We start from the raw sequence: 25,415 nt of genomic DNA, 5'->3' as shown, positions 1-25,415 counted from the left end.
TTTAGCACGCACATTTTCTATCGATACACGCTAGCGCCCTACATCCCCCGCCCCGCTTGGCTTCGGCTGCCATTCCAACATAGAAACACACCCTCGAAACGGCAATAAACTAAAACTTAAACCAATAAACTAAAACCCCAAGTAATCAACTAAAACTCTAACCCATTAACTAAAACGCTAAAACGCTAAAATGCCAACCAACCGCATACCCAACTTAAAAAGTTAGGTCTGAGTTTCAATTTTCGTTTAGTCGAAACAGATAAGGAAAATGACTAAACGCCACTCCCGAAGAAAATTGTCGAAGGAGCGAAAAAACTCAGGCAAAGAAAGCACTTTTCCCCTCCCGCCAACGGGACGCGCATGCTTTTTTTGTGAAATGTGAATCAGAATGTAAAAGCCAGCATGGGCCAAGCACTAGAGAGTGCTGGCACGAACAGAGCTGATTTCACATTCTGAAAGGCTGTGAAAGAAGGAGAAAGGAATTGGCGTTTGACCGTCCACACCTGCGGATAATACTTTCCGCAAATGACGGAAAAAACTCCGGAAAATGGTGAATTTCCGGGCTTTAGCCCATGTTCTGGGCCATTAATAACGGCTCATAATCCCTTGGTCGTAGGTTCGAGTCCTACTGGGCCCACCATACTCAAAGCCGCGCACTGCGCGGCTTTCGTGTTTCTGGGGGTTGAGTCCTCACGCCAGCGCAGACGTCCTCCGCTGGACGCTCCCACCCTCAAGCGCTGTACCATGGCCGACCCATATCGCTGACGTCATTGGAGCCTCTCTTGCCAGACATTCGCCCGCCCGCACTGGATGAAATTGACCGGCAGTTGATTGCCGCTTTGCAGCTCAATGCCCGTGAAAGTGTGGCAATGCTGGCCCGGCAGTTGGGCATCGCACGCACGACGGTGACCTCGCGGCTGGCACGGCTGGAAAAAAACAACGTGATTACCGGGTATGGCGTTCGGCTGGGGCAACGCCTGATTGATGGCGGACTGCAAGCGTATGTGGGGATCACCGTTCAACCGCGCTCAGGCAAGGAGGTGGTCAGACGATTAAGTGCTATGGCGCAAGTGCAGCAACTGTGTGCGGTCAGCGGTGAGTTTGATTATGTGGCGTGGCTGCGCAGCGAATCACCAGAGCAACTGGATCAATTGTTGGATCAGATCGGCAGCGTCGAAGGTGTCGAGAAAACCACGACCTCGATCATTCTCAGCAGCAAAGTCGATCGCGGATAAGCCTTTTCATCCATCGCGCACTGCATTTCGCCTACAGCTTTCGTCATAACGCCTAAAAACAAGGCAGAACGACGACACTTTGCGTCTTATTTATGTGTTGCGCGCTCCCTATCATGTTGCCTGTCTTTTCCTATACTCAGCGTTATGCGCGGGTCGCCAGCAAGGTCAGCCATGAACAAGAATAATCGCCACCCCCAGGACGGCAAAAAACCAGTTACGATTTTCGGCCCGGACTTCCCGTTTGCCTTCGATGACTGGATTGAACACCCGGCAGGTTTGGGCAGTATTCCCACGCACAAGTTGGGCGCAGAGGTGGCGATTGTCGGGGCAGGTATGGCCGGGATGGTTGCGGCGTATGAGCTGATGAAGCTGGGCCTCAAACCCGTGGTGTATGAAGCCTCGAAAATGGGCGGGCGTCTGCGCTCCCAAGCCTTCGAGGGCAGCGAAGGGGTGATCGCCGAATTGGGCGGCATGCGCTTCCCGGTGTCCTCCACCGCGTTTTACCACTACGTCGATAAGCTGGGGCTTGAGACCAAACCTTTCCCCAATCCGCTGACACCCGCTTGCGGCAGCACGGTGATCGACCTCGAAGGCCAGACCTTTTACGCACAAAAACTGGCGGACTTGCCTGCGTTGTTCCAAGAAGTTGCGGATGCCTGGGCGGACGCGCTGGAAGAAGGCTCGCGCTTTGGTGACATTCAACAAGCGATCCGTGATCGCGACGTCCCGCGTCTCAAAGAACTGTGGAATACCCTCGTTCCCTTGTGGGATGACCGCACGTTCTATGACTTTGTGGCCACCTCCAAAGCGTTCGCCAAACTCTCGTTTCAACACCGCGAAGTGTTTGGCCAGGTCGGTTTCGGCACTGGCGGCTGGGACTCTGACTTTCCCAACTCGATGCTCGAAATCTTCCGCGTGGTCATGACCAACTGCGATGACCATCAGCACCTGGTGGTAGGCGGCGTTGAGCAAGTACCGCTGGGTATCTGGCGTCATGCGCCGCAGCGTTGCGCCCACTGGCCTGAAGGCACCAGCCTCAGTTCGCTGCATCACGGCGCTCCACGCACGGGTGTCAAAGCGATTTCGCGCACAGAGGACGGGCAGTTTTCTGTCACCGACATCCTGGGTGTAACCCGCCCTTACGAAGCGGTCCTGGTGACCTGCCAAAGTTGGCTGCTGACCACCCAGATCGAATGCGAAGAATCGCTGTTCTCGCAAAAGATGTGGATGGCCCTCGACCGTACGCGCTACATGCAATCGTCCAAAACCTTCGTCATGGTCGACCGCCCGTTCTGGAAAGACAAAGACCCTGACACCGGTCGCGACCTGATGAGCATGACCCTCACGGATCGCCTGACCCGTGGCACTTACCTGTTCGACAATGGCGACGACAAACCGGGGGTCATTTGCCTGTCGTACGCATGGATGAGCGATGCATTGAAAATGCTCCCCCACCCCGTTGAAAAACGCGTGAAGCTGGCACTCGATTCACTGAAAAAAATCTACCCCAAGGTCGACATTGCCAGCCGCATCATCGGCGACCCGATCACCGTGTCTTGGGAGGCCGACCCGCACTTCCTGGGCGCCTTCAAAGGTGCGCTACCTGGCCACTATCGCTACAACCAGCGCATGTATGCGCACTTCATGCAGCAGGACATCCCCGGCGAACAACGCGGGATCTTCATTGCAGGGGACGATGTGTCGTGGACGCCGGCATGGGTTGAAGGCGCAGTACAGACGTCATTGAACGCCGTATGGGGCATCATGACCCACTTCGGCGGTAGCTCCCACGCCGACAACCCTGGTCCGGGCGACGTGTTTCACGACATCGGCCCGATCGCCTTGCCGGATTAATTTGACACACCTGTGTAGGCGCCCGCTTGCTCGCGCCTGCACAAATGCACACAGGAGAATCCCCATGCGTGTCGCCCTTTATCAATGCCTGCCCCGGCCACTGGATGTAGCGGGTAATTTGCAGCGACTGAGTCAAATTGCCCAGCAAAACAACAACATCGACCTGCTGGTGCTGCCGGAAATGTTCCTCACGGGCTACAACATTGGCGCAGAGGCTGTGGCCCGTTTGGCACAAACTCAAGACGGCGAGGCGGCCATCAAAGTTGCCGAGGTGGCCAAAGCCTGCAACACCGCCATCATCTATGGCTACCCCGAACGCGACGAGCACGGTGACATCTATAACAGCGTGCAATTGATCGATGCCAACGGCCAGCGCCTGCTCAATTACCGCAAAACGCACTTGTTTAGCGAACTCGATAAAAACATGTTCTGCCCAGGTCCCGACGCATTTCCCGTCATCGAACTCAATGGCTGGAAGCTCGGAATGCTGATCTGCTACGACTTGGAGTTCCCGGAGAACGCGCGCCGACTGGTGCTGGCGGGGGCGGAGTTGATCGTGGTGCCCACCGCCAACATGGAGCCCTTCGAATTCATCGCCGATGTCACGGTGCGCAGCCGCGCCTTTGAGAATCAGTGTTACGTCGCCTATGCCAACTATTGCGGGCACGAAAGCAAAATTCGTTACTGCGGGCTAAGCAGTATCGCCGCGCCCAATGGCCAGCAAGTTGCATTGGCTGAACGCGTTGAAGTGCTGATTTGCGCAACCCTAGACCACCAAGCGCTGATCGACGCAAAAGCCGCAAACGACTACCTGCTGGACCGCCGCCCAGAACTTTACCGTGCGCTATGCGAGCGCTGATTACCCGTAATCCGCTAGCATGAGCGCTTCTCTGTTACGGAAGTGCCCATGCCTGCGCCAAACCCTCCTCACGACTCTCGTCTGACCTGTAACAACGGTCTGACGCTGACCGTGCGTCATGAACCCCGGCTCAAGCACAGCGCCGCCTATTTGCGGGTTGCTGCGGGCAGTCATGACGTGCCCGCAGCCTGGCCTGGGCTGGCTCATTTTCTGGAGCATTTGCTGTTCCTGGGCACTGACCGATTCCCCCCGGCGCAGGGGTTGATGGCCTATGTGCAACAGCAGGGGGGACATATCAATGCCCGCACCAGCGAGCGCCATACCGACTTCTTTTTTGAGTTACCACCCGTTGCGTTTGAGGGCGGTCTTGAGCGTCTGTGCGACATGCTTGCTCACCCGCGCATGAATACCGCGGATCAACTGCGCGAACGCGAAGTGTTGCACGCCGAATTTATCGCATGGGTGCGTGAGCCATCGACGCAGCATGAACGACGCTTGTTTCAACCCCTGAATCCGGCGCACCCGCTGTGCGCCTTCCACGCGGGTAACCGCTATAGCTTGCCGGTCCCGCGTGCGGCTTTTCAGCAGGCGTTGAAAGACTTCCATGAGCAGTACTACCAAACCGGGCAAATGACGTTAACCCTGGTGGGTCCACAGTCCCTTGAAGAACTGACCACGCTGGCTGAACGCCACAGCGCGCCCCTCATACGTGGCGAACCCGTGCGCCAGTGTTCACCGCCACCGTTGATGGTGACCGGCAAACAGCGTTATCAACAGGTTGACGGCCGGCGCTTGAACCTGATGCTGGCGATGGAACGTTTGCCAGTTGCGAGCGACCAAGCGCTGGCGTTTTTGTGTCATTGGATCAATGCCGACAAAACTGGCGGGCTTGTCGCACAGCTGCGTCAGCTACACCTGATCGACACCCTCAATGCCAGCGTTGTGTATCAATTCGACGGCCAGGCGCTTCTTAACATCGCGCTTACAACACCGGCTGACAGCGCGCCGCAGACCCAGCAGATAAGCGACGCCTTCGACGGCTGGTTGGCCTTTTTCAGCGCCCAGCAGCCGTGGCCTGCACTGCGTGAAGAGTACCGCTTGCTGCACCAACGTCAGCAGCAGGTCAGCAGCGCACTGGCATTGGCCCGCATTGAGGGTCAGCAATGTGCATCACACTTGTCAGACCAGGGTGTGCAAGCACTGCACGCGATTCTGACGCAGGTACAGCCTGTGGCGCCGACAACGTGCCAGCATGACTGGCAATTGCCCAACCCCAACCCCTTTTTGACATCGGAGAAAGAGCCCGTGAACGCTGGCCTTATTCGCGGACAAACCAGCGCCCACCGAGGCCTGCGCACCTTCGCCCAAGATCGCTTACGCAGCCGCCGCGACAGGTCGGCCATGACGTTCAGCGCAGCGATGCCCACTGACAGCGACGAAGCCGCGTTCTGTCTGCGCTGGCATTTTGCTACAGCCCACGAACCGACGTTTCTGTCGCAGGTTCAGCATTCACTGCAAACCGTAAAGCAGGACGCACATCACGCGGGGGTTGAGCTATCACTCAACGCTCAGGGCAATGACTGGCTGCTCAATATGCACGGCGTGCAAGAACCCATGCCGACCATCCTTGAACACGTGCTGCGTTCACTTAACGCGCCCGTGCAAGACCAGGCACAGGGTTCGCCTGAGGCGCCGCTGATGCCTATTCGCCACTTGCTCAAGCGCCTGCCCGAACGGTGCCAGGCGCAAGCGCTGCCTGCCATCAACGACCTGCAACAAGGCTGGGCCTCGGCGCGCTGGGATGGGTTGGCTGTGGGCCTTGCTAGCAGCACTCAAACGTTGATTACGGCGGTATTGAATAAGGCCCCCGGCACGCCGGATACGGACCTCTCACCCGCCGCTGCGCCTATGCGCACGCGGCAGTGGCACACCGAACCTTGTGCATCGAGTGAGCACGCCGTATTGCTGTTTTGCCCTGCGCCCACCGCCGATATCGCGGATGAGGCCGCATGGCGCTTGCTCGCCCATCTTGCGCAACAGCCGTTCTATCAGCGCCTGCGCGTTGAGTTGCAACTGGGGTATGCCGTCTTCAGCGGCCTGCGCCAATTCAACAGGCGCACCGGCTTGCTGTTCGGTGTGCAATCCCCGCACGCATCAACGACAGAAATCTTTGAGCAGATCAGACCGTTCATTGAACAACTGCCTACGCTTGTATCAACGCTCGATGAACCTTCCTTCATTCAGGCACGCGCCAGCTTGGCCCAACAGTTTTCGATAGAGGCTCTGAGCATGGCAGACGCCCGCGACCTGCTCTGGCACGCCAAACAAGCGGGCCATTCGTCGGATTACCTCATAGCGCTCTACACCGCACTTATGGCGCTAGAACCAAGCACTACACTCACCGCAGCTCAGCGCATCAACCAGCCCAATTGCGACTGGCTGTGCTTGGCCACGTCGCCCGAAACTGAAACGTTTAATCGAGGACGAAGCTGATCGTTACCAACGGTGTAATGAGCTTTCTTCGACTTTGGTCGTTCAGCAACTGTCAAATTTAGTAACATAGCCACCTAAGCATCTGAACATCTCCTTCGGGAGCTGGACTAAGTTAAAGACACCCCACCCACCCACTGCTAAGGAGTCACCTCATGGCTTGGACTAAACCTGCTTTCACCGATCTGCGCATTGGCTTTGAAGTCACCATGTACTTCGCAAGCCGTTGATCTGCCGCTGTTACTGAGCAGAGCAACCCAACGCCTCGGTTCGCCGGGGCGTTTTTATTTTCAGATTTGCAAGAGAACAGCCGCCCATGTTCGTCCAGATTCTAGGTTCCGCCGCTGGCGGTGGATTCCCGCAGTGGAACTGCAACTGCGTCAACTGCGCAGGTTTTCGTGATGGCAGCCTGCGCGCCACGGCCCGCACCCAGTCCTCGATTGCGATCTCCGATGACGGCGTGAACTGGGTGCTGTGCAACACCTCGCCCGACATTCGCGCCCAGCTGCAAAGCTTCGCCCCCCTGCAACCGGGCCGCGCCCTGCGCGACACCGGAATCAGCGCCATCATCTTGATGGACAGCCAGATCGACCACACCACCGGCCTGCTGAGCCTGCGCGAAGGGTGCCCGCATGAAGTATGGTGCACCGACATGGTGCATGAAGACCTCAGCACCGGCTTCCCGCTGTTCACCATGCTCAAACACTGGAATGGTGGTTTGAACCGCCAACGCATCGAGCTGCAAGGCTCGTTCACCATCGCCGCCTGCCCGAACCTGCGCTTCAGTCCCCTGCCCTTGCGCAGCGCTGCACCGCCGTATTCGCCGCACCGTTTCGACCCGCATCCCGGTGACAACATCGGCCTGATCGTTGAAGACCTGCGTACCGGCGGCAAGCTGTTCTATGCACCGGGCCTGGGCAAAGTCGATGCTCCGCTGCTGGAGATCATGGCCAGCAGCGATTGCTTGCTGGTCGACGGCACGATGTGGGACGACGACGAAATGCAGCGCCGTGGCGTGGGCACGCGTACCGGCCGTGAAATGGGCCACCTGGCGCAGAACGGCCCCGGCGGCATGCTCGAAGTGCTTGAGCAACTGCCCAAGCAACGCAAAGTCTTGATCCACATAAACAACACCAACCCGATCCTCGACGAAGACTCCGCCGAACGCGCCGAACTGGCCCGTCGGGGGGTTGAAGTGGCCTTCGATGGCATGAGCATCGAGTTGTAACACGCAAACGTCTGTAGCCCCTGCCGCCGCCGGCTGCGCAGCGGCCCCGTTGTTTTGACGGTCCTGCGGCAGCGGTTACAAAACCCATTTATTTGGAGGCACCTGATGACTCAAGCCCCACTCACTACCGCCGAGTTCGAAGCCGCGCTGCGGGCCAAAGGCGCGTACTACCACATCTATCACCCGTATCAGGTGGCGATGTACGAAGGCCGCGCCACGCGCGAACAGATTCAGGGCTGGGTCGCCAACCGCTTCTACTATCAAGTCAATATTCCGCTCAAGGACGCTGCGATTCTGGCCAACTGCCCGGACCGCGAAGTGCGTCGCGAGTGGATTCAGCGCCTGCTCGACCACGACGGAGCCCCCGGCGAGGACGGCGGCATCGAAGCGTGGCTGCGTCTGGGGCAGGCCGTGGGCCTGGACCCCGACCAGTTGCGCTCCCAAGAGTTGGTGCTGCCCGGCGTGCGTTTCGCCGTGGATGCTTACGTCAACTTCGCCCGCCGCGCCAGTTGGGAAGAAGCCGCCAGCAGCTCGCTGACCGAAATGTTTGCCCCGCAAATCCACCAGTCCCGCCTCGACAGCTGGCCACAGCACTATCCGTGGATCGACCCGGCGGGCTATGAGTACTTCCGCACCCGCTTGGGTCAGGCCCGGCGCGATGTCGAACACGGGCTGGCCATCACCTTGCAGCACTACACGACGTGGGAAGGCCAGCAGCGCATGCTGGAAATCCTGCAATTCAAACTCGACATTCTTTGGAGCATGCTCGACGCCATGACCATGGCCTACGAGCTTGACCGCCCGCCTTACCACAGCGTGACCGACCAGCGCGTCTGGCATAAAGGAATCACCCTATGAGCTTCGACCGCAGCAAAATCCCGGCCTGGCGCCCCGGCTACCGCTTTCAATACGAGCCCGCGCAAAAAGGCCATGTGCTGCTATACCCCGAAGGTATGATCAAACTCAACGACAGCGCGGCGTTGATTGGTGGCTTGATCGATGGCGAACACAGCGTGGCGACCATCATTGTGGAACTGGACAAACAGTTCCCCGGTGTTCCCGAGCTGGGTGAAGACATCGAGCAATTTATGGAGGTCGCTCGTGCAGAGCACTGGATCGAACTTGCCTGACAGCCTGATGCCGCCCAAACCCGAAGTGGGCCTGCCGCTCTGGCTATTGGCGGAGCTGACCTATCGCTGCCCGCTGCAATGCCCGTATTGCTCTAACCCGCTGGATTTCGCCCAGCAAGGCAAAGAACTGAGCACCGAACAGTGGATCAAGGTGTTTCGCGAGGCGCGCGAAATGGGCGCCGCCCAACTGGGCTTCTCGGGGGGCGAGCCGTTGGTGCGCCAGGACCTGGCCGAACTGATTGGTGAAGCGCGCAAGTTGGGCTTCTATACCAACCTGATCACGTCGGGCATCGGACTGACCGAACAAAAGATCAGCGACTTCAAAAAGGCCGGGCTGGATCACATTCAAATCAGCTTTCAGGCCAGCGACGAGCAAGTGAACAACCTGCTTGCCGGGTCGAAAAAAGCCTTCGCGCAAAAGCTGGAAATGGCCCGCGCAGTCAAGGCTCACGGCTACCCGATGGTGCTGAACTTTGTCACCCATCGGCACAACATCGACAAGATCGATCGCATCATCGAACTGTGCATCGCACTGGAAGCCGACTTCGTCGAACTCGCCACTTGCCAGTTCTACGGCTGGGCGCAGCTCAACCGCGTGGGCTTGTTGCCGACCAAAGAGCAACTGGTGCGCGCAGAACGCATCACCAACGAATACCGCGCCAAGCTGGAGGCCCAAGGCCATCCCTGCAAGCTGATTTTCGTCACCCCGGACTACTACGAAGAGCGCCCTAAAGCCTGCATGAACGGTTGGGGCAGTATCTTTTTGACCGTCACCCCTGACGGCACCGCATTACCGTGTCATGGTGCGAGGCAGATGCCGGTCCAGTTCCCCAACGTGCGCGATCACAGCATGCAGCACATTTGGTACGACTCGTTTGGCTTCAACCGTTTTCGCGGCTATGACTGGATGCCCGAGCCGTGCCGCTCGTGTGACGAGAAAGAAAAGGACTTCGGCGGCTGTCGCTGCCAAGCCTTTATGCTCACCGGCGATGCAAGCAATGCAGACCCGGTGTGCAGCAAGTCGCCTCACCATGACCTGATCCTCAAGGCGCGCGAAGAAGCCGAGCACGCCACCCAAACCATTGAGCAACTGGCCTTTCGAAATGACCGAAACTCACGACTCATCGCCAAAGGTTGAACCGTTCAGCGCCGCCCTCGCCGTGGCCGCCGGGGTGGATTTCGCCGAACTCAAACACGGCCCGCGCGGCCTGTTCTGGAACGAATACCGCCCTCAGGATGCCGCTTGCCGCATCTGGCACTGGCGTGACGGCCAGGCACATTGCCTGACCCCCGACGGTTTCAGCGTGCGCAGCCGGGTGTACGAGTACGGCGGTGGATCGTTTTGCCTGAGCGATGACGGCGTGGTGTTCGTCAACGAGTCTGATCAACAACTGTACTGGCAAACACTGGCCGGCACGGCGCCACGCGCCTTGACCCAAGGCACCTGCCGCTATGGTGATGTGCAATTTGCCCAGGGCCGGGTGTTGGCAGTCGAAGAAGAGGCCGACCAACATCGCCTGGTCAGCGTTGACCCGGCCACATTAGAGCGTTGCGTGCTGGCCCAGGGTGCAGATTTTTATGCCGCACCCACCCTCAGCCCCGACGGCCAGCGACTGGCGTGGATTGAGTGGAGCCGCCCGCATCAGCCGTGGACATCAACCCGTTTGATGCTGGTTGAACACCACGGGGCAAGCGGCTGGCAGTCACCCGTCTGCCTGGCAGGCAATGACCGCGAAGAGTCGTTGCAACAACCGCGTTTTGATCAAAACAACCGCCTGTATTGCCTGACAGACCGTGGTGGTTTTTGGCAACCGTGGGCTGAATCTGCCACGGGCTTAGTGGCGTTGCCGAGTGCAGCAGCCGATCACGCGCCCGCACCTTGGCAACTGGGCGCCAGCACGTGGCTGCCGTTGGGCGACGGCGCATACCTGGCCAGTTGGACCGAACACGGCTTTGGACGCTTGGGCATACACGCGTCTGATGCCAACATTGACGACTTCACCGGCCAATACAGCCGTTTCCGTAGCCTGGCGCTGGACGATGACGCGCTTTATTGCATCGCCGCCTCACCTGTCAGTCCCTCTGCGGTCATCCGTATCGCGCGCGATACCCGGCAGGTGACCGTGCTTGCCGGCGGCATCGCGCCCTTGCCCCAGGCACAGATCAGCCGTCCGCAAATCCTGAACTACCCGTCGGCAGGCAGCCAGGCACACGGTTTTTTCTACCCGGCCATGCACGGTGAAAGCCGACCGCCGCTGGTGGTGTTTATCCACGGCGGCCCGACTTCGGCCTGTTATCCAATGCTCGACCCGCGGATCCAGTACTGGACGCAACGCGGCTTTGCCGTGGCCGACCTCAACTATCGCGGCAGCACCGGCTATGGCCGCGAATACCGTCAGGCGCTGCACCTGAAATGGGGTGAAGTGGATGTCGAAGATGCGTGTGCGGTGGTCAGTTATCTGGCTGACAAGGGTCTGATCAATCCCGATAACGCCTTCATTCGCGGCGGCAGCGCAGGGGGTTACACCACGTTGTGCGCCTTGGCGTTCAAACAGGTGTTCCGCGCAGGGGCCAGCTTGTATGGCGTCAGCGATCCGGTTGCACTGGCGCGCGACACGCACAAGTTCGAGGGCGATTACATGGACTGGCTGATCGGCGACCCTGAGCGTGATGCCGAACGCTACGCTGCCCGTACGCCGTTATTGCACGCGGCAAACATCCAGGTGCCGGTGATTTTCTTTCAGGGCGAACTGGATGCCGTGGTGGTGCCGCAGCAGACCCGCGACATGCTGCACGCCCTGCAACAAAACGGCATCCCGGCCAAAGCGCACTACTACCCTGACGAACGCCACGGCTTTCGCAAGGCCAGTAACCAGGCACACGCGCTGGAGCAGGAGTGGCAGTTTTATCAAAACGTCATGAACCCCAGCTCGTAGGCGCTGGCTGCGATCCATCACACGATCGCAGCCTTCAGGGTCGAGGGTCGTAGAGGGCTTAGCGCTTGGCGATGATGTACACGGCGTGAATCACGCCGGGGAAGTAACCCAACAGCGTCAGCAAAATGTTCAGCCAAAAAGCGCCCGCGAAACCGACCTGCAAAAACACGCCAAGCGGCGGCAGCAAGATGGCGATGATGATGCGAATAATGTCCATGTGTTCCGTCCCCAATCAAAGGTGGGCTCAATCAAGCCCTACGATTAATCGACTCTGAGCCACGGCGAAAGGTTCAGTTGTAGTTTTGCACAGGCAAAAAAACGCCCCGTGCCGAACGAAACAGGCACAGGGCGATGCGTTATACCGCGAGACGGTTCTTTAAATTCTGTATGACGCTTAGATCACTGCTGCACGACGGCACTGCAATTGCGCAGTGCGGACACGGGCAAACGCTCGGGCCAGACGCAACAGCATTTCATCGATGTTGCCTTTGCTGACGCACAGTGCCGGGGTGAAACGCAGGCAATTGGGCTGTGGCGCTGTAATCAACAAACCTTCATACAACGCAGCTTTTACAACCTCATTTGCCGAGTTATCCGACAGCGTCAGCCCCCACATCAGGCCCTGCCCCCGCAATTCACCCTGTGCATAACTATTGGCCAATCGGCCCAGACCCTCGCGCAGGTGCTGCCCCGCATCGCGAACCTGCTGCAAAAAACCTTTCTCCAGCACGGCATCGAGCACAACGCTACCTGCGCCAGTCATCAAGGCATTACCGTGATGGGTGCCGCCCAACTCGTCGGCTTCCAGGCAACACGCTTGACCACGCGCCAGCAGCGCCGCGAGCGGAACACCACCGCCCAAACCTTTACCCAGAGTGATGATGTCGGCACGAACGCCGTAGTGCTGCTCTGCCAACAAGGTGCCGCAACGGCCCATACCGGTTTGTACTTCATCAAGGATCAGCAAAATGCCTAACTCACGGCACAAGCGCTCAACACCCTTGAGGTAATGCTCGGTGGCCGGGATCACCCCTGCCTCGCTCTGCACCGGCTCCAGCATGATGGCCACGGTTTGCGCGTCGACCGCTGCGTGCAAGGCAGGCAAGTCGTTGAACGGCACATTGATAAACCCCGGCAATTGCGGCTCGAAGCGGTTATCAAACGTCGCGCTGCCCGAGGCCGACATCGCACCGAAGCTGCGGCCATGGCAACTGTGCGTGGCGGTAATGATGCGATGCGCGCCGCCACGATGCAGTTGGCCCCATTTGCGCGCCAGCTTGATCGCGCCTTCGTTGGCCTCAGCGCCGGTGTTGAGAAAATGCACCTGATCGCTGCCCGTGCTGTGACACAACCGCTCAGCCAGGCTCAACATCCCGTGATTGAAATAGCCCGATCCCGGGTTGATCAACGATTGCGCCTGCTCAGCCAGTGCCTTGATCAAGACCGCCGGGCTATGACCCAAGCTGTTTGCGGCACCGCCCTGGGTAAAATCCAGATACGCCCGGCTTTCGCTGTCCCACATCCACGACCCTTGGCCGCGCACAAAAACCTGCGCCGGGCGCTCGACGCTGGGCATCAGGCAATCGCGGGCCGCCTCAGGGCAGATCGGGAGTGACACAGCTTCAACCGCCTCAGCATCAAGGCTGGAAGAAGGGCGACGCAGGTTAAACAGGTTCATGCACGCGGACCTTGTGAACATAAGCCGAATCGATTTGCAACTGAGCGTCATGCCAGTGCGAGGCTAATCCCTCTGTGGGGTTTTCAGCCTTGCCTATGTAAAACAGGCCTGCACAATCGCTTTTCATGACGTTCTCTGGCTCTACGAGCCCTTTGGAATGGGCGTAGACTAGGCGCCTGTCGGCCTTTGAGCCATTTCGTTTTTTAAGCATTTTCGATAAGTAATACTTATGGATTTCAAACAACTGCGTTATTTCGTCGCGGTGTACGAAGAAGGCCATGTGGGCCGTGCTGCCGAGCGCCTTTCCATCTCCCAGCCGGCACTCTCGCAGCAGATTCGCCAGCTCGAACATAACCTTGATGTCAGCCTGTTCGAGCGCAGCAGCAAGCGCTTGCTGCCAACCCTTGCCGCGCACACGCTGTACAACCACGCGTTACCGCTCCTTGACGGTTTGCAGCGCGCCAAAGAGGCGTTGCGCAACTTTCAAGGCCACGCGCTGCGGACCCTGGCCATCGGCGTGCTGCAAACCGTACACACCAGCCTGGTGCCGCAAATGCTCGAACGCGTGCGCCAGGCGCAACCGCATTTGGTGGTACAGATTTACGAACTGACCGGGCTTGAGATTGAGCGGCGTTTGCTCAATGGCTCACTCGACATCGGCATCAGCTACCTGCCGCCCCGCCAGCCTGGCTTGCACGGAATGTTGCTGTACGAAGATGAACTGCAACTGGTCATCCCGGCAGACCATCCGCTGCGTGAATTCAAAAAGGTGTCGTTAAGCCAGGCGGCCGAATTGCCCATGCTGCTGCTCGGGGAAGAGTTTCAGGTGCGCCAGATCTGGCAGAGCCAACTGGCCAATCTGGGCCGACGGCCGCAAGTGCAGGCTGAGCTCAATACGATGGCCGGGATTCTCGACAGCTTGCCGCACAGCAAGTTGGCCACGGTACTGCCGGGGCGTTCACGTCACGAACACGATGACAAGGCGCTGCTGTGGAAGCCGCTGAGTGAGCCGAGGGTGCCGCTCAAAGTGGGGCTGGTGTGTCGCGATGTGCAGCGCCAACAAGCCACGCTGGGGTTGTTGCGTACCCTGCTTGAGGATGTGATGCAGCGTGAAGAATCAACGCTGTAGGTCACGTTTATTGACCCGCTGCATGAGGGCGCGCGAACAAGCTCGCTCCTACAACGCATACACGTATTTCTGACGCACAAAAAGAAAACCCCGCCGAAGCGGGGTTTTGCAGACTGTTTCCCTGACATCCTTTTCACTCCGCCATCCTGGCAGAATCCTACGTGTCCCTGTTATTTCTTTGAGCTTCCTGCTCGACGTCCATGTGAAGTAGATTACCGATGGATCCAATTCTGCGATATGGACGATTGCCAGCACGTTATGTAAGCAAATGCTTACATAACGTTAAACAGCTTAAAAGTGTGCTTCATCCAGCAAATACAGCGACTCGCTACCGGCCTTGACCGAAGCACTCAGCGAGTGGATACGCGGCAGCAAACGTTGGAAGTAGAAGCGCGCCGTGCCCATTTTGCTGACATAAAACGCGTCCTCAGACTCCTTGCCCTGCGCAGCCTTGGCCATCAGCGCCCACATGTAGGCATACGTTGTGTAACCAAAAACTTGCAGGTACTCGACGCAACCCGCGCCAATTTCGTTCGGATTAATTTTCGAATGTTCCAAAACCCAGGCCGTCAACTCATCAAGTGTGTCCAAAGCGCTTGCCAGCGGTGCGGTGAATTCATTCAAGTCGCCACACGACGAGGCGATGAACTGACGAATCTCATCGGCATACAAACGGTAATACGCCCCGTTGTTGCCCACGATCTTGCGCCCCACCAGGTCCAGCGCCTGAATACCGTTGGTGCCTTCGTAGATCTGCGTAATACGCACATCACGTACTAACTGCTCCTGCCCCCATTCACGAATGTAACCGTGACCGCCAAACACCTGCTGACCGTGCACGGTGGTTTCAAGGCCCAAATCGGTCAAGAACGCTTTGGCGACTGGCGTCAGCAAAGCCACCAGGCCATCGGCCCGTTCACGGGCGGCCGGGTCCTGGCTGAACTTGGCGATGTCCAACTGGTTGGCGACATAGGTGGAGAACGCTCGCCCGCCTTCGTTGCACGCTTTCATGGTCAGCAACATACGGCGCACATCGGCGTGGACGATGATCGGATCAGCGGCTTTGTCTTTGGCTTGAGCACCGGTCGCAGCGCGGCCTTGCAAGCGATCACGGGCATATTCCACCGCGTTCTGGTAGGAACGCTCACCCGACGCCAGCCCCTGGATACCGACGCCCAAACGTTCGTAGTTCATCATGGTGAACATCGCTGCCAGACCACGGTTAGGTTCGCCGACCAGATAACCCACCGCCTCGTCGAAGTTCATCACGCACGTTGCCGACGCTTGAATACCCATTTTGTGTTCAATGGAACCGCAGGTGACCGGGTTACGTTCGCCCAGGCTGCCATCGGCATTGACCCTGAATTTGGGTACCAGAAACAGCGAGATACCTTTGGGGCCAGCCGGCGCGTCCGGCAACTTGGCCAGTACCAAATGGATGATATTTTCCGTCAGGTCGTGCTCGCCACCGGTGATGAAAATCTTCGTACCGCTGAGGGTGTAGGAGCCATCGGCTTGAGGTTCGGCCTTGGTGCGGATGATCCCCAAGTCAGTGCCCGCATGGGGTTCGGTCAGGCACATGGAGCCAGCCCACACGCCCGAATACATATTGGGCAGGTACATCGCCTTCAGTTCTTCGCTGGCATGCGCATTGATCGACACGCACGCACCCGCGGTCAGCATCGGGTACAAGCCGAACGCGAGGCTGGAGGAGTTGATCATTTCTTCGACTTGCGCCGAGACCGCTTTGGGCATGCCCATGCCGCCGAACTCAGGATCGCCACCGACGCCCACCCATCCGCCTTCGGCGTAGGTTTTATAAGCATCAACGAAACCTGCGGGGGTGGTGACGACGGTATCGTGCCAGTGGCATCCTTCTTCATCGCCGCTACGGCTGAGCGGGGCGATACTTTTAGCGGTGACTTTGCCCGCTTCTTCAAGAATTGCTTCTACCGTCTCTGCATCAACCGTGTCTGCCAAAGCAGGCAATGTCCCCCAAAGCGCTGCAACATCGAACACTTCATTAAGGACGAAGCGCATATCGCGCAGGGGCGCTTTGTAATCAGCCATGACAAACCTCGCAATTACTACTAGTTAAGCCCGAGCCGGGCCACGTTTTGCTATGGCCAGTCTAACTTAACAACGATTGCGATACATAGGGTCTGGTAGTGACTTAAATTTAATGTACGGTCACGCTACGCAGGAATTTCTGTCGTGCGCACCGCTCCCCGTCGGGTTTGCCCGTAGGCAACGACGCAGTTACGCCCGGCACTTTTCGCGCTGTAGAGCGCCTTGTCCGCCGCTTTTAGCACCTCCTCGGCCGTGCGCTGTTCTGGCATGCGTTCGGCCACACCAATACTGACCGTCACCGACACGCTGGTAGCACGCGTACCCGCTCGGCGCTGACGACCTTGCTGGTCGTCCTGCGGGCGGTTTTCCTGGTTGCGTAAATGGATGTTGTAAACCGCAATGGATTCACGCAACTCATCGAGATGCGGCATGCACTCATCCAGCGTTTTACCTGCAAACACCAGGGCGAATTCTTCACCGCCATAGCGATAGGCCCGACCGCCACCGCCGACTTTGGACAGTTTGCTGGCGACCAGTCGCAGCACCTGATCGCCCACATCGTGACCGTGGGTGTCGTTGAATTTTTTGAAATGGTCGACGTCACTCATGGCCAGCACGTAATTGCGCCCCAAACGCTGCAAGCGTTCATTCAGTGCGCGACGCCCCGGCAGGCCGGTCAGCTCATCGCGAAAGGCCATTTGATACGCCTCATGCGCCACCGCTGCGGCAATCATCAACATCACCTGGCTGCACATGATGTTAAGGGTGAACGGCAAGATAAACGTCTGCGGCAGCATCCAGAACAACCCTACCAGCCCTACCAGCTGGGCGGCATGCAGGGGCCGCGGGTTGCGCCAGTATTGCCAGCCAAGCAGCACAAAGCCGATGAAAAACACCGGATACGACAACTGAATCAAGCTCATCCAGCGGCCATGCAGTGCGGGCCAACGGATCTCGGCCAGCCAATTGAGCAGCGCCTGTGGGTAACTTTGCTCCAGCCCCAGCGCGACACTGCCGATGGCCAACAGCACCGCAAAACGCGCCACCAGGTCCTGAAACAGATGTGTGCGCTCCTCCCAGGCCGCGTACACGCTGTACAGCAACGGCAATAACAGTGAGCACACATGAAAGATCACCGCCGCGTCCGGGCGCACAACGCCGTTATCGCGGTAGTAATCGGTCTGGGTATCGAGCAAGAAATAGGCGATATACACCGTAAGCATCAAAAACAATTCACGCTGGCGGCGGTAGACCGCGCAGTAAGCGCCTCCCAACAACAGCACCAAGGTGGGCAGCACGTTGAAGAGCGAGGTGAAGAACACATTGAGGTCTTTGACGTAAGCAGCCGCAAGCCCTGCGATTAGCAGCAGGAGAGACGGCAAAAAGTGACTGACACATGCAGCAGAAGAACGCGACAAAAGTAAAGCTCCGACCCGAACAACCAAGTAATGGCATTGTGCCTGCTTTTACCGCAGTTAAGCACACTTGGAAACGTCCCGGTCGCCTCAGCCATAGGTTTTAACGGCTGGAAAGGCAAAAGGCTTAACGCATTTGTCGGATTAAAAAAAGACTCACGGAGGCGTTCTGCATGTCGTCGCTATTGCCCAATGTGACCGGCGATTACGCCACAATCGCGCACCCTTTAACCGGGCGTCATCTCAGGTTGTACGACGGCTCTGCGGCCGAACGTGGTGCTGGCTAACTGCTACGCAGAATCCGCGCATAAAAAAACCGTTTCACCCAGAGGTGAAACGGTTTTTGGGAAGGTGACGCGCTTAGGCTTAGTAGCCCAGGTCGAAGTCTTCTTCTTTCATGTCCATCAGGTTGGCAGCGCCTGACAACATGGTTGCAACGTGTGTACGGGTACGCGGCAGGATGCGCTGGAAGTAGAAACGCGCCGTCTGCAATTTAGCTTTGTAGAAAGCTTCTTCCGACGTGCCAGCAGCCAGTTTCTCTGCGGCCAAACGCGCCATGTCAGCCCAGAAGTACGCCAGGCAGGCATAACCGGAATACATCAGGTAGTCGACCGAGGCCGCACCCACTTCTTCACGGTCTTTCATGGCCGCCATACCGACCTTCATGGTCAGCTCGCCCCATTCTTTGTTCAGTGCAGCCAGCGGTGCGACGAACTCTTGAACGCCTTCGTTGCCTTCGTTGGTCTGGCAGAACTTGTGCACGATCTTGGTGAAGCCTTTGAGCGCTTCGCCTTGAGTCATCAACACTTTACGGCCCAGCAGGTCGAGTGCCTGGATGCCGGTAGTGCCTTCGTACAGCATCGAAATACGGCTGTCGCGAACGTTCTGCTCCATGCCCCACTCAGAGATGAAACCGTGGCCGCCGTAGATTTGAACGCCGTGGTTGGCGGACTCAAAACCCACTTCGGTCATGAAGGCTTTGGCAATCGGCGTCATGAACGCCAGCAGTGCGTCGGCTTTCTTCTTCTCTTCTTCATCAACGCCGTATTTCACGATGTCGACTTGCTTGGCCGTGAAGTAAACCATCGCACGGTTGCCTTCGGCGAATGCCTTCATGGTCAACAGCATGCGACGTACGTCCGGGTGAACGATGATCGGGTCGGCGGCTTTTTCCGGGAATTTAGGGCCGGTCAGCGAGCGCATTTGCAGGCGGTCACGGGCGTATTTCAAGCCGCCCTGGAAACCGATTTCGGCGTGGGACAGGCCTTGCAGCGCGGTGCCCAGACGTGCGGTGTTCATAAAGGTGAACATGCAGTTCAGGCCTTTGTTCGGCGGGCCGATCAGGAAACCTGTCGCACCGTCGAAGTTCATCACACACGTTGCGTTACCGTGGATGCCCATTTTGTGCTCAAGGGAGCCACACGATACGGCGTTACGCTCACCGAGCGTGCCGTCAGCATTGGCCATGAACTTGGGCACGATAAACAGCGAAATGCCTTTGGTGCCAGCCGGTGCATCCGGCAGGCGAGCCAGAACGATGTGGACGATGTTGTCGGCCATGTCGTGTTCACCGGCCGAGATGAAGATCTTGGTGCCGGATACTTTGTAGGAACCATCAGTTTGAGGTTCGGCCTTGGTGCGCAGCATGCCCAAGTCAGTCCCGCAGTGCGATTCGGTCAAGCACATGGTGCCGGTCCATTCGCCGGTGACCAGCTTGCTCAGGTAGGTCTCTTGCTGCTCGGGAGTGCCGTGCTCGGAGATGGTGTTCATCGCGCCATGCGACAGGCCCGGGTACATGCCCCACGACCAGTTGGCTTCACCCACCATTTCGCTGACCGCCAGGCCCAGCGACTCAGGCAGGCCCTGACCGCCGTGGGCAACGTCATGCGCCAGGCTCGGCCAGCCGCCTTCAACGAATTGCTTGTAGGCTTCTTTAAAACCGGTAGGGGTTTTGACCCCGGACTCACTCCAGGTGCAGCCTTCGGTGTCACCCACACGGTTCAGAGGTGCCAGCACCTGCTCACAAAACTTGGCGCCTTCTTCAAGAATGGCGTCAACCATGTCTGGAGTAGCGTCCTGGCAAGCCGGCAGGCTCTGATAATGCGCTTCGTAACCGAGCAGTTCGTCACGAACGAAGCGAATATCACGCAAGGGGGCCTTGTAATCAGGCATAGCGATAAACCTCTGCTGATGAATCCGGGAATGAACAACCGCGTAGAATTTGTTATTGCGGTCAAACAGGTGTTTGAAACATACGTTTACGCCCATTTATTGTCAAGCAGGCACAAGGAGCCGTTCGTCCCTAAGGGTGAACAGCTGCGAATTATCGAAAGACTGTTGAATGTCACCCCACGAGCATCGCCGCAGGCGAAAGCGAGGTGCGGCGTCGCAGCAGCCCTCAGGCAGTAGGGCCGAGGCTACAAGAGCACGCCAGGATCAGGCGTAGGTATCGATCAGCGTACCGACCATTTCGTCGGCGGTGCGTACCACTTTGGCGCCGAGTTCGACCTGCGCTTTGCCTACGCTTAAATCAGCCACATCACTGGCAATATCTGAAAGCTGGCTGCGGTCGACAGCGCGCATGCGGTTGACCTGTGTGTCGGAGGATTGGCTCGCGACCGAGCGTTCAACCGTGGCATTGGCAATGTGGCCGCCCGCTTGATCGACACGGTTCTGCCCCGCCTGAATGGAACTTAAACCTGCGTAGAACGCGGTGCTTCCCGAGATTTCCATGAGCGATATCTTCCCTTTCAAGGTCATCAGGTTTCATTGAAGCAGACATACTGGCAAAAGGCCCGTCAAAAAACCTGATGGTTGCGCACCCTTCAATAGCCCTGAGCAATAGCGCCGCACTCAGTCCAGCAGGTCCAGTTGCACATGCTCGGCCACCGCCTGCGCCGTGGGTGACGTGAGCGCGGGCACCCGGCCAAGGCAGGGCGCTGGCAAGCGTTCGGCCAGGGTTGCCAGGTTTTCTTCAAGCCGTGCGGTGTGCGGGTCGATGATATTGGCCACCCAGCCCGCCAGTTGCAGACCATCTTGAGCAATCGCCTCAGCGGTCAGCAAAGCGTGGCTGATACAGCCCAACCTCACGCCTACCACCAAAATCACCGGCAGTCCCAGCCCTTGGGCCACGTCAGACAGGCTGTCCTGCCCCGACAAAGGCACGCGCCAGCCACCCGCCCCCTCTATCAGGGTGAAATCGGCGTGTTGCTCCAAAATATGGCGCATCGGTGCCAGCAATGATTGAACCGTCAGCGCCACACCCGCCTCGCGCGCGGCAATATGCGGGGCGATGGCAGGTTCGAACGCCAGCGGGTTCACCTCTTCATACGTCAAGCCAATCGTGCATTGCGCCATCAACGCCAGCGCGTCAGCGTTGCGCAGCCCTTGGGCGGTTTTTTCGCACCCCGAGGCCACAGGCTTGCCCGCTGCCGTGCTTAAACCCGCCGTGCGGGCGGCGTACAACAAACCTGCTGCAACCGTGGTTTTGCCCACGTCCGTGTCCGTGCCGGTTATGAAATAGGCAAGGCTCATTGCGCTTTCTCCAAGATGCCGTAGACCACTTGATACGTCGCCGGCAGCCCCTGTGGCTGACGAAATTGTTCATAGGCCGTTATTAACCCTTGAACCCGCGCCCTGCCGGTCAAGCCTTCAGGTCGCCCCGGATTAAGGTTATGTGCGCCCAGCGCTTTTAGCTCATGGGTCAACTGGCGCACCTGCGGGTAATGCAGCACATGGGGCTGCGTGTGCAAGCTTTTGACCTGCAAGCCGCTTTCTGCACACAGCTGTTGATAAGCCGAAAACTCACGAAATCGGTTGACGTGAACCTGCCCGTCAACCGCCTTCCAACTGTCACGCAGCTCGCTCAACGTGCCCACACACAAACTGGCGAAAGCCAGTACACCGCCCGGTTTGAGCACCCGCTGCGCCTCGCTGAGCACTGCGTCAAAGTGCGCGCACCATTGCAACGCCAGGCTGGAAAACACCACGTCGCAACTGTTGTCTTGCAACGGCAGGCACTCGGCATCACCCGCGATGAAGTGCTGGGCGCCACCCAATGGCCGGGCGTAAGCCAGCATGCCTTGTGCGATATCCAGCGCCAGCCCTTCGCTGCGAGGAAAATGCTGACCCAACACGCGACTGAAGTACCCCGTGCCACAGCCCACATCCAACCAACGTTGTGGGCTTAGGCCCACAGGTAAACGGCTCATCAGTTCATGACCGACGTTGCGTTGCAGTTCAGCCACGCTGTCATAACTGGCCGCCGCGCGGGAAAACGAAACCGCCACCAGACGTTTGTCCGGCAGGCTTGCCACACTCAAATCAGTCATCACCCAACCCGGTTAAAAAGCTCTGAATCGCCGCCGCCAATTCGTGGGGTGCTTGCAGAAGAAACGCATGACAGGCCTGTTCCATCAGGCCCACTTCGACATCAGGCAACAACGCCAGCACATCACTGGCGACTGACGCCGGCACCAGCTCATCCTGCCCGGCAAACACATGAAACTGCGGGCCATTAAAGTGTTGCAGGGCGGCACGGGTGTCCATCTTGGCGAGCAGCTCCAGCCCTGCAAGCAAGGTATCTGGCTCGGCCTTCGGCGCACCATTGAGGAGTAAGCTCGCCATACCTCGACCTTCACTGCACAACAAAGAAAAGCGCTTAAGCGTCGTATTGGGGGCCTTACGAAAACCGTCGATAAAATCCTCGAAGGTGTCACAAGGCATTGCGTTGGGCCAATCGTCGCGGCTGACAAAACACGGGTTACTGGCCAGCGTCACCAACCCGCAACACCGCTCGCCGCGCCGCACGGCCAATTCGCTGGCCAACATGCCACCCAGTGACCAGCCCCCCAGCCAGACGTCATCCGGCAACGCCGCGTCCAACTCATCCAGCCAGTCATCCAACTGCGCCGAAGCGAGCACCGGCAAGGGTTCTATTTCCACCCGCAGGTGCGCGTCCAGGCCACGCAGTGCAACCGCCAAAGGCTCCAGCGGTGAGATACCCAACCCCCAGCCGGGGAGCAAAATCAAACGATCACGCATGCTCGGACTCCGGTTTTCGCCAACAGTCGTTTAATGCATTTAACAGTAGCTGCACCTGCGCCTCTGTGTGGGCGGCAGACAACGTCACACGTAACCGCGCGCTACCGACAGGCACCGTGGGCGGGCGGATGGCGGTGACCAGCACGCCGCGTTCGCGCAATTGCTGCGACAAGCGCACCGCCTCTGCGCTGTCGCCAATCATGATCGGCTGGATCGGCGTGAAGCTGTCCATCAGTTGCAAGCCGATCTGCTGGGCACCGGCACGGAACTGGCGGATCAAGGCATTCAAATGCTCACGGCGCCAGTGCTCGCTGCGCAACAGCTCAAGGCTTTTGAGCGTGGCGCACGCTAACGCAGGCGGCTGGCTGGTGGTGTAGATATAAGGACGGGCGAACTGGATCAGGCTTTCAATCAACGCTTCGCTGCCGGCCACAAAGGCGCCGCTGGTGCCAAAGGCTTTGCCCAGGGTGCCGACCAGCACGGGGACGTCGTGCTGGCTCAAGCCGAAATGCTCGACAATTCCGCCCCCGGTGGCACCCAGCGGACCAAAACCGTGGGCATCGTCGACCATTAACCACGCGCCTTTAGCGCGAGCTTCATGGACCAATGCGGGCAAATTGGCCACATCACCGTCCATGCTGAACACGCCATCGGTCACCACCAGCGTATGGCCAACAGCTTTCTCCAGACGGCTGGCCATACTGGCGGCGTCGTTGTGCAAATAGCGGCTGAACCGTGCCCCGCTCAACAAGCCCGCATCCAGCAAAGAGGCGTGGTTGAGACGATCTTCCAGCACCGTGTCGCCCTGACCTGCCAGCGCTGTGACAGCGCCCATGTTCGCCATGTAACCGTTGCTGAACAGTAGCGCGCGCGGGCGAGCGGTGAACTCGGCGAGCGCTTCTTCGAGGGCGTGATGCGGGCGACTGTGGCCAATGACCAAGTGCGACGCCCCGCCGCCCACGCCCCAGCGCGACGCACCGGCTTGCCACGCTTCGATCACCTGCGGGTGATTGGCCAGGCCCAAGTAGTCGTTGCTACAAAAGGCCAATAAAGGCTGACCGTCCACCACCACCTGCGGGCCTTGCGGGCTTTCAAGCAAAGGGCGCTGGCGATACAAATTGTCGGCACGACGCGCGGCCAGACGAGCCGTTAAATCAAAAGACATGAGAAAAAGGTCCCCTGTAGTCACTGCCGCGAGCTGCGGTGGGCAGCCCCCTATAAACAAGGTGCTGCGGCCTTTATCACAGCCTGCGTCAGCGACTACAAAAATGCGGCGCTGTTAAACCGCAGCGTTATAAAACTGCTCGCTGGATTTTTGGTCCATCAAGGCGTGCTCAATGGCCGCCTGATGCACTTCGTCGGCATGGTCTTCGTGGGCTTCAGGGAGGATGCCCAGGCGGCTGAACAGCAACATGTCCTTGTCCGCTTGCGGGTTGGCGGTGGTGAGCAATTTATCGCCGTAAAAGATCGAGTTGGCACCGGCAAAGAACGCCAGCGCCTGCATTTGCTCGTTCATCGCCTCACGCCCGGCCGACAACCGCACATGGCTTTGCGGCATCATGATGCGTGCCACCGCCAGCATGCGAATGAAGTCAAACGGGTCGATGTCTTCGGCGTTTTCCATCGGCGTACCGGCCACCTTCACCAGCATGTTGATCGGCACCGACTCCGGATGTTCTGGCAGGTTGGCCAGTTGGATCAGCAGATTGGCGCGGTCGTCGAGTGACTCGCCCATGCCCAGAATCCCGCCGGAGCAAATCTTCATCCCGGCATCGCGCACATAGCTCAAGGTTTGCAGACGCTCGCTGTAGGTGCGCGTGGTAATGATGCTGGTGTAGAACTCTGGCGACGTGTCGAGGTTGTGGTTGTAGTAATCCAGCCCCGCGTCAGCCAGGGCAGCGGTTTGCGCCTGATCGAGCTTGCCCAGGGTCATGCAGGTTTCCAGCCCCAGTGCCTTGACCCCTTCCACCATTTTCAACACGTAGGGCATGTCTTTGGCAGACGGGTGTTTCCACGCCGCCCCCATGCAGAAACGTGTCGCACCAATAGCCTTGGCGCGCGCGGCTTCGTCCAGCACCGCTTGCACCTGCATCAGCTTCTCTTTGGCCAGGCCAGTGTTGTAGTGGCCCGACTGCGGACAATATTTGCAATCTTCCGGGCAGGCGCCGGTTTTGATCGACAACAGCGTCGAGACTTGCACCCGATTAGCGTTGAAATGCGCACGGTGAACAGTCTGCGCTTGAAATAGCAGGTCATTGAACGGTTGCGTAAACAACGCCCGCACTTGGGCTAAAGACCAATCATGACGCATGGTGTTAAAGGTGCTGGCGCTCATCGGCGTTTCTCTT

22 protein-coding genes are annotated in these 25,415 nt (G+C 58.5%); 11 read left to right on the top strand and 11 right to left on the bottom strand.

The features are described 5' to 3' along the window. Positions 1-782 precede the first annotated feature (782 nt). The 10 genes from TU86_RS10465 to TU86_RS10425 all read left to right on the top strand — a co-directional run bounded on the left by TU86_RS10465 (position 783) and on the right by TU86_RS10425 (position 11,732). Complete coding sequence (locus TU86_RS10465; protein ID WP_048364213.1) at positions 783-1,235, top strand: Lrp/AsnC family transcriptional regulator; 453 nt, start codon at positions 783-785, stop codon at positions 1,233-1,235. A gap of 171 nt (positions 1,236-1,406) precedes the next feature. Continuing rightward, complete coding sequence (locus tag TU86_RS10460) at positions 1,407-3,089, top strand: flavin monoamine oxidase family protein (RefSeq protein ID WP_048364212.1); 1,683 nt, start codon at positions 1,407-1,409, stop codon at positions 3,087-3,089. A gap of 64 nt (positions 3,090-3,153) precedes the next feature. Beyond that, positions 3,154-3,948, top strand: a complete 795-nt coding sequence (locus TU86_RS10455; protein ID WP_048364211.1) for a carbon-nitrogen hydrolase family protein — start codon at positions 3,154-3,156, stop codon at positions 3,946-3,948. A 48-nt stretch (positions 3,949-3,996) separates the two neighbouring features. Beyond that, entirely contained in the window at positions 3,997-6,441 is a 2,445-nt protein-coding gene (pqqF, locus tag TU86_RS10450; protein WP_048364210.1) for a pyrroloquinoline quinone biosynthesis protein PqqF, read from the top strand. Positions 6,442-6,593: 152 nt separating this feature from the next. Continuing rightward, positions 6,594-6,668 carry a pyrroloquinoline quinone precursor peptide PqqA gene (gene pqqA, locus TU86_RS22410; protein ID WP_082149419.1) on the top strand — a complete coding sequence of 25 codons (75 nt, stop codon included), beginning with the start codon at positions 6,594-6,596 and terminating at the stop codon, positions 6,666-6,668. An 86-nt stretch (positions 6,669-6,754) separates the two neighbouring features. Further along, positions 6,755-7,666 (top strand): pyrroloquinoline quinone biosynthesis protein PqqB, encoded by a 912-nt coding sequence (gene pqqB / locus TU86_RS10445; RefSeq protein ID WP_048364209.1) that lies wholly within the window; start codon positions 6,755-6,757, stop codon positions 7,664-7,666. 105 nt (positions 7,667-7,771) lie between these two features. Next, entirely contained in the window at positions 7,772-8,524 is a 753-nt protein-coding gene (gene pqqC / locus TU86_RS10440; RefSeq protein WP_048364208.1) for a pyrroloquinoline-quinone synthase PqqC, read from the top strand. Continuing rightward, positions 8,521-8,796, top strand: a complete 276-nt coding sequence (pqqD, locus tag TU86_RS10435; RefSeq protein ID WP_048364207.1) for a pyrroloquinoline quinone biosynthesis peptide chaperone PqqD — start codon at positions 8,521-8,523, stop codon at positions 8,794-8,796. The genes pqqC and pqqD overlap by 4 nt, the downstream gene beginning before the upstream one ends. Before the next feature lie 7 nt (positions 8,797-8,803). Next, positions 8,804-9,934 (top strand): pyrroloquinoline quinone biosynthesis protein PqqE, encoded by a 1,131-nt coding sequence (gene pqqE, locus TU86_RS10430; protein ID WP_238938233.1) that lies wholly within the window; start codon positions 8,804-8,806, stop codon positions 9,932-9,934. After that, positions 9,900-11,732: an alpha/beta hydrolase family protein gene (locus TU86_RS10425; RefSeq protein WP_048364205.1), complete on the top strand. Its 1,833-nt coding sequence runs from the start codon at positions 9,900-9,902 to the stop codon at positions 11,730-11,732. Before pqqE ends, TU86_RS10425 begins: the two co-directional genes overlap by 35 nt. Positions 11,733-11,790: 58 nt before the next feature. Here the strand turns inward: TU86_RS10425 and TU86_RS22405 are convergent, their stop codons facing one another. Beyond that, positions 11,791-11,949: a YqaE/Pmp3 family membrane protein gene (locus TU86_RS22405; protein WP_048364204.1), complete on the bottom strand. Its 159-nt coding sequence runs from the start codon at positions 11,947-11,949 to the stop codon at positions 11,791-11,793. Between the two features lie 177 nt (positions 11,950-12,126). Continuing rightward, the gene (locus tag TU86_RS10415) at positions 12,127-13,410 is read right to left on the bottom strand and encodes an aspartate aminotransferase family protein (protein WP_048364203.1); all 1,284 of its coding nucleotides are present in this window, start codon (positions 13,408-13,410) and stop codon (positions 12,127-12,129) included. 229 nt (positions 13,411-13,639) lie between these two features. Here TU86_RS10415 and TU86_RS10410 point away from each other — a divergent pair, with 229 nt between their 5' ends. Then, the gene (locus tag TU86_RS10410) at positions 13,640-14,539 is read left to right on the top strand and encodes a LysR family transcriptional regulator (RefSeq protein WP_048364202.1); all 900 of its coding nucleotides are present in this window, start codon (positions 13,640-13,642) and stop codon (positions 14,537-14,539) included. A 291-nt stretch (positions 14,540-14,830) separates the two neighbouring features. Here the strand turns inward: TU86_RS10410 and TU86_RS10405 are convergent, their stop codons facing one another. From TU86_RS10405 to bioB, 9 genes are all read right to left on the bottom strand, one after another. Then, positions 14,831-16,609: an acyl-CoA dehydrogenase C-terminal domain-containing protein gene (locus tag TU86_RS10405; protein WP_048364201.1), complete on the bottom strand. Its 1,779-nt coding sequence runs from the start codon at positions 16,607-16,609 to the stop codon at positions 14,831-14,833. Positions 16,610-16,734: 125 nt separating this feature from the next. Next, complete coding sequence (locus TU86_RS10400) at positions 16,735-18,027, bottom strand: GGDEF domain-containing protein (protein ID WP_048364200.1); 1,293 nt, start codon at positions 18,025-18,027, stop codon at positions 16,735-16,737. A gap of 363 nt (positions 18,028-18,390) precedes the next feature. Further along, complete coding sequence (locus TU86_RS10395) at positions 18,391-20,196, bottom strand: phenylacyl-CoA dehydrogenase (RefSeq protein ID WP_048364199.1); 1,806 nt, start codon at positions 20,194-20,196, stop codon at positions 18,391-18,393. 264 nt (positions 20,197-20,460) lie between these two features. After that, the gene (locus TU86_RS10385) at positions 20,461-20,757 is read right to left on the bottom strand and encodes a hypothetical protein (protein WP_048364307.1); all 297 of its coding nucleotides are present in this window, start codon (positions 20,755-20,757) and stop codon (positions 20,461-20,463) included. A gap of 120 nt (positions 20,758-20,877) precedes the next feature. Next, a complete protein-coding gene (gene bioD, locus TU86_RS10380; protein WP_048364197.1) occupies positions 20,878-21,558 on the bottom strand; it encodes a dethiobiotin synthase in 681 nt (226 codons plus the stop codon). Next, the gene (bioC, locus tag TU86_RS10375) at positions 21,555-22,355 is read right to left on the bottom strand and encodes a malonyl-ACP O-methyltransferase BioC (protein ID WP_048364196.1); all 801 of its coding nucleotides are present in this window, start codon (positions 22,353-22,355) and stop codon (positions 21,555-21,557) included. The genes bioD and bioC overlap by 4 nt, the downstream gene beginning before the upstream one ends. Continuing rightward, a complete protein-coding gene (locus tag TU86_RS10370; RefSeq protein ID WP_048364195.1) occupies positions 22,348-23,067 on the bottom strand; it encodes an alpha/beta fold hydrolase in 720 nt (239 codons plus the stop codon). Before TU86_RS10370 ends, bioC begins: the two co-directional genes overlap by 8 nt. Beyond that, positions 23,060-24,232, bottom strand: coding sequence for an 8-amino-7-oxononanoate synthase (gene bioF / locus TU86_RS10365; protein WP_048364194.1), 1,173 nt, complete (start codon positions 24,230-24,232; stop codon positions 23,060-23,062). Before bioF ends, TU86_RS10370 begins: the two co-directional genes overlap by 8 nt. A gap of 114 nt (positions 24,233-24,346) precedes the next feature. Continuing rightward, positions 24,347-25,402, bottom strand: coding sequence for a biotin synthase BioB (bioB, locus tag TU86_RS10360; RefSeq protein ID WP_048364193.1), 1,056 nt, complete (start codon positions 25,400-25,402; stop codon positions 24,347-24,349). Between the last annotated feature and the right edge of the window lie 13 nt (positions 25,403-25,415).

This window comes from Pseudomonas weihenstephanensis (assembly GCF_001043055.1).
Classification (GTDB): domain Bacteria; phylum Pseudomonadota; class Gammaproteobacteria; order Pseudomonadales; family Pseudomonadaceae; genus Aquipseudomonas; species Aquipseudomonas weihenstephanensis.
Note: the sequence above shows the minus strand (reverse complement) of the source record. Positions and strands in the feature narration are given on the sequence as shown.

Bases quoted from the DNA above. Each gene is read 5' to 3' on its own strand.
- TU86_RS10460 (WP_048364212.1), top strand. From the start codon at position 1,407: ATGAACAAGAATAATCGCCACCCCCAGGACGGCAAAAAACCAGTTACG.
- TU86_RS10455 (WP_048364211.1), top strand. From the start codon at position 3,154: ATGCGTGTCGCCCTTTATCAATGCCTGCCCCGGCCACTGGATGTAGCG.
- pqqF (WP_048364210.1), top strand. From the start codon at position 3,997: ATGCCTGCGCCAAACCCTCCTCACGACTCTCGTCTGACCTGTAACAAC.
- pqqB (WP_048364209.1), top strand. From the start codon at position 6,755: ATGTTCGTCCAGATTCTAGGTTCCGCCGCTGGCGGTGGATTCCCGCAG.
- pqqC (WP_048364208.1), top strand. From the start codon at position 7,772: ATGACTCAAGCCCCACTCACTACCGCCGAGTTCGAAGCCGCGCTGCGG.
- pqqD (WP_048364207.1), top strand. From the start codon at position 8,521: ATGAGCTTCGACCGCAGCAAAATCCCGGCCTGGCGCCCCGGCTACCGC.
- pqqE (WP_238938233.1), top strand. From the start codon at position 8,804: ATGCCGCCCAAACCCGAAGTGGGCCTGCCGCTCTGGCTATTGGCGGAG.
- TU86_RS10425 (WP_048364205.1), top strand. From the start codon at position 9,900: ATGACCGAAACTCACGACTCATCGCCAAAGGTTGAACCGTTCAGCGCC.
- TU86_RS22405 (WP_048364204.1), bottom strand. From the start codon at position 11,949: ATGGACATTATTCGCATCATCATCGCCATCTTGCTGCCGCCGCTTGGC.
- TU86_RS10415 (WP_048364203.1), bottom strand. From the start codon at position 13,410: ATGAACCTGTTTAACCTGCGTCGCCCTTCTTCCAGCCTTGATGCTGAG.
- TU86_RS10410 (WP_048364202.1), top strand. From the start codon at position 13,640: ATGGATTTCAAACAACTGCGTTATTTCGTCGCGGTGTACGAAGAAGGC.
- TU86_RS10405 (WP_048364201.1), bottom strand. From the start codon at position 16,609: ATGGCTGATTACAAAGCGCCCCTGCGCGATATGCGCTTCGTCCTTAAT.
- TU86_RS10395 (WP_048364199.1), bottom strand. From the start codon at position 20,196: ATGCCTGATTACAAGGCCCCCTTGCGTGATATTCGCTTCGTTCGTGAC.
- TU86_RS10385 (WP_048364307.1), bottom strand. From the start codon at position 20,757: ATGGAAATCTCGGGAAGCACCGCGTTCTACGCAGGTTTAAGTTCCATT.
- bioD (WP_048364197.1), bottom strand. From the start codon at position 21,558: ATGAGCCTTGCCTATTTCATAACCGGCACGGACACGGACGTGGGCAAA.
- bioC (WP_048364196.1), bottom strand. From the start codon at position 22,355: ATGACTGATTTGAGTGTGGCAAGCCTGCCGGACAAACGTCTGGTGGCG.
- TU86_RS10370 (WP_048364195.1), bottom strand. From the start codon at position 23,067: ATGCGTGATCGTTTGATTTTGCTCCCCGGCTGGGGGTTGGGTATCTCA.
- bioF (WP_048364194.1), bottom strand. From the start codon at position 24,232: ATGTCTTTTGATTTAACGGCTCGTCTGGCCGCGCGTCGTGCCGACAAT.
- bioB (WP_048364193.1), bottom strand. From the start codon at position 25,402: ATGAGCGCCAGCACCTTTAACACCATGCGTCATGATTGGTCTTTAGCC.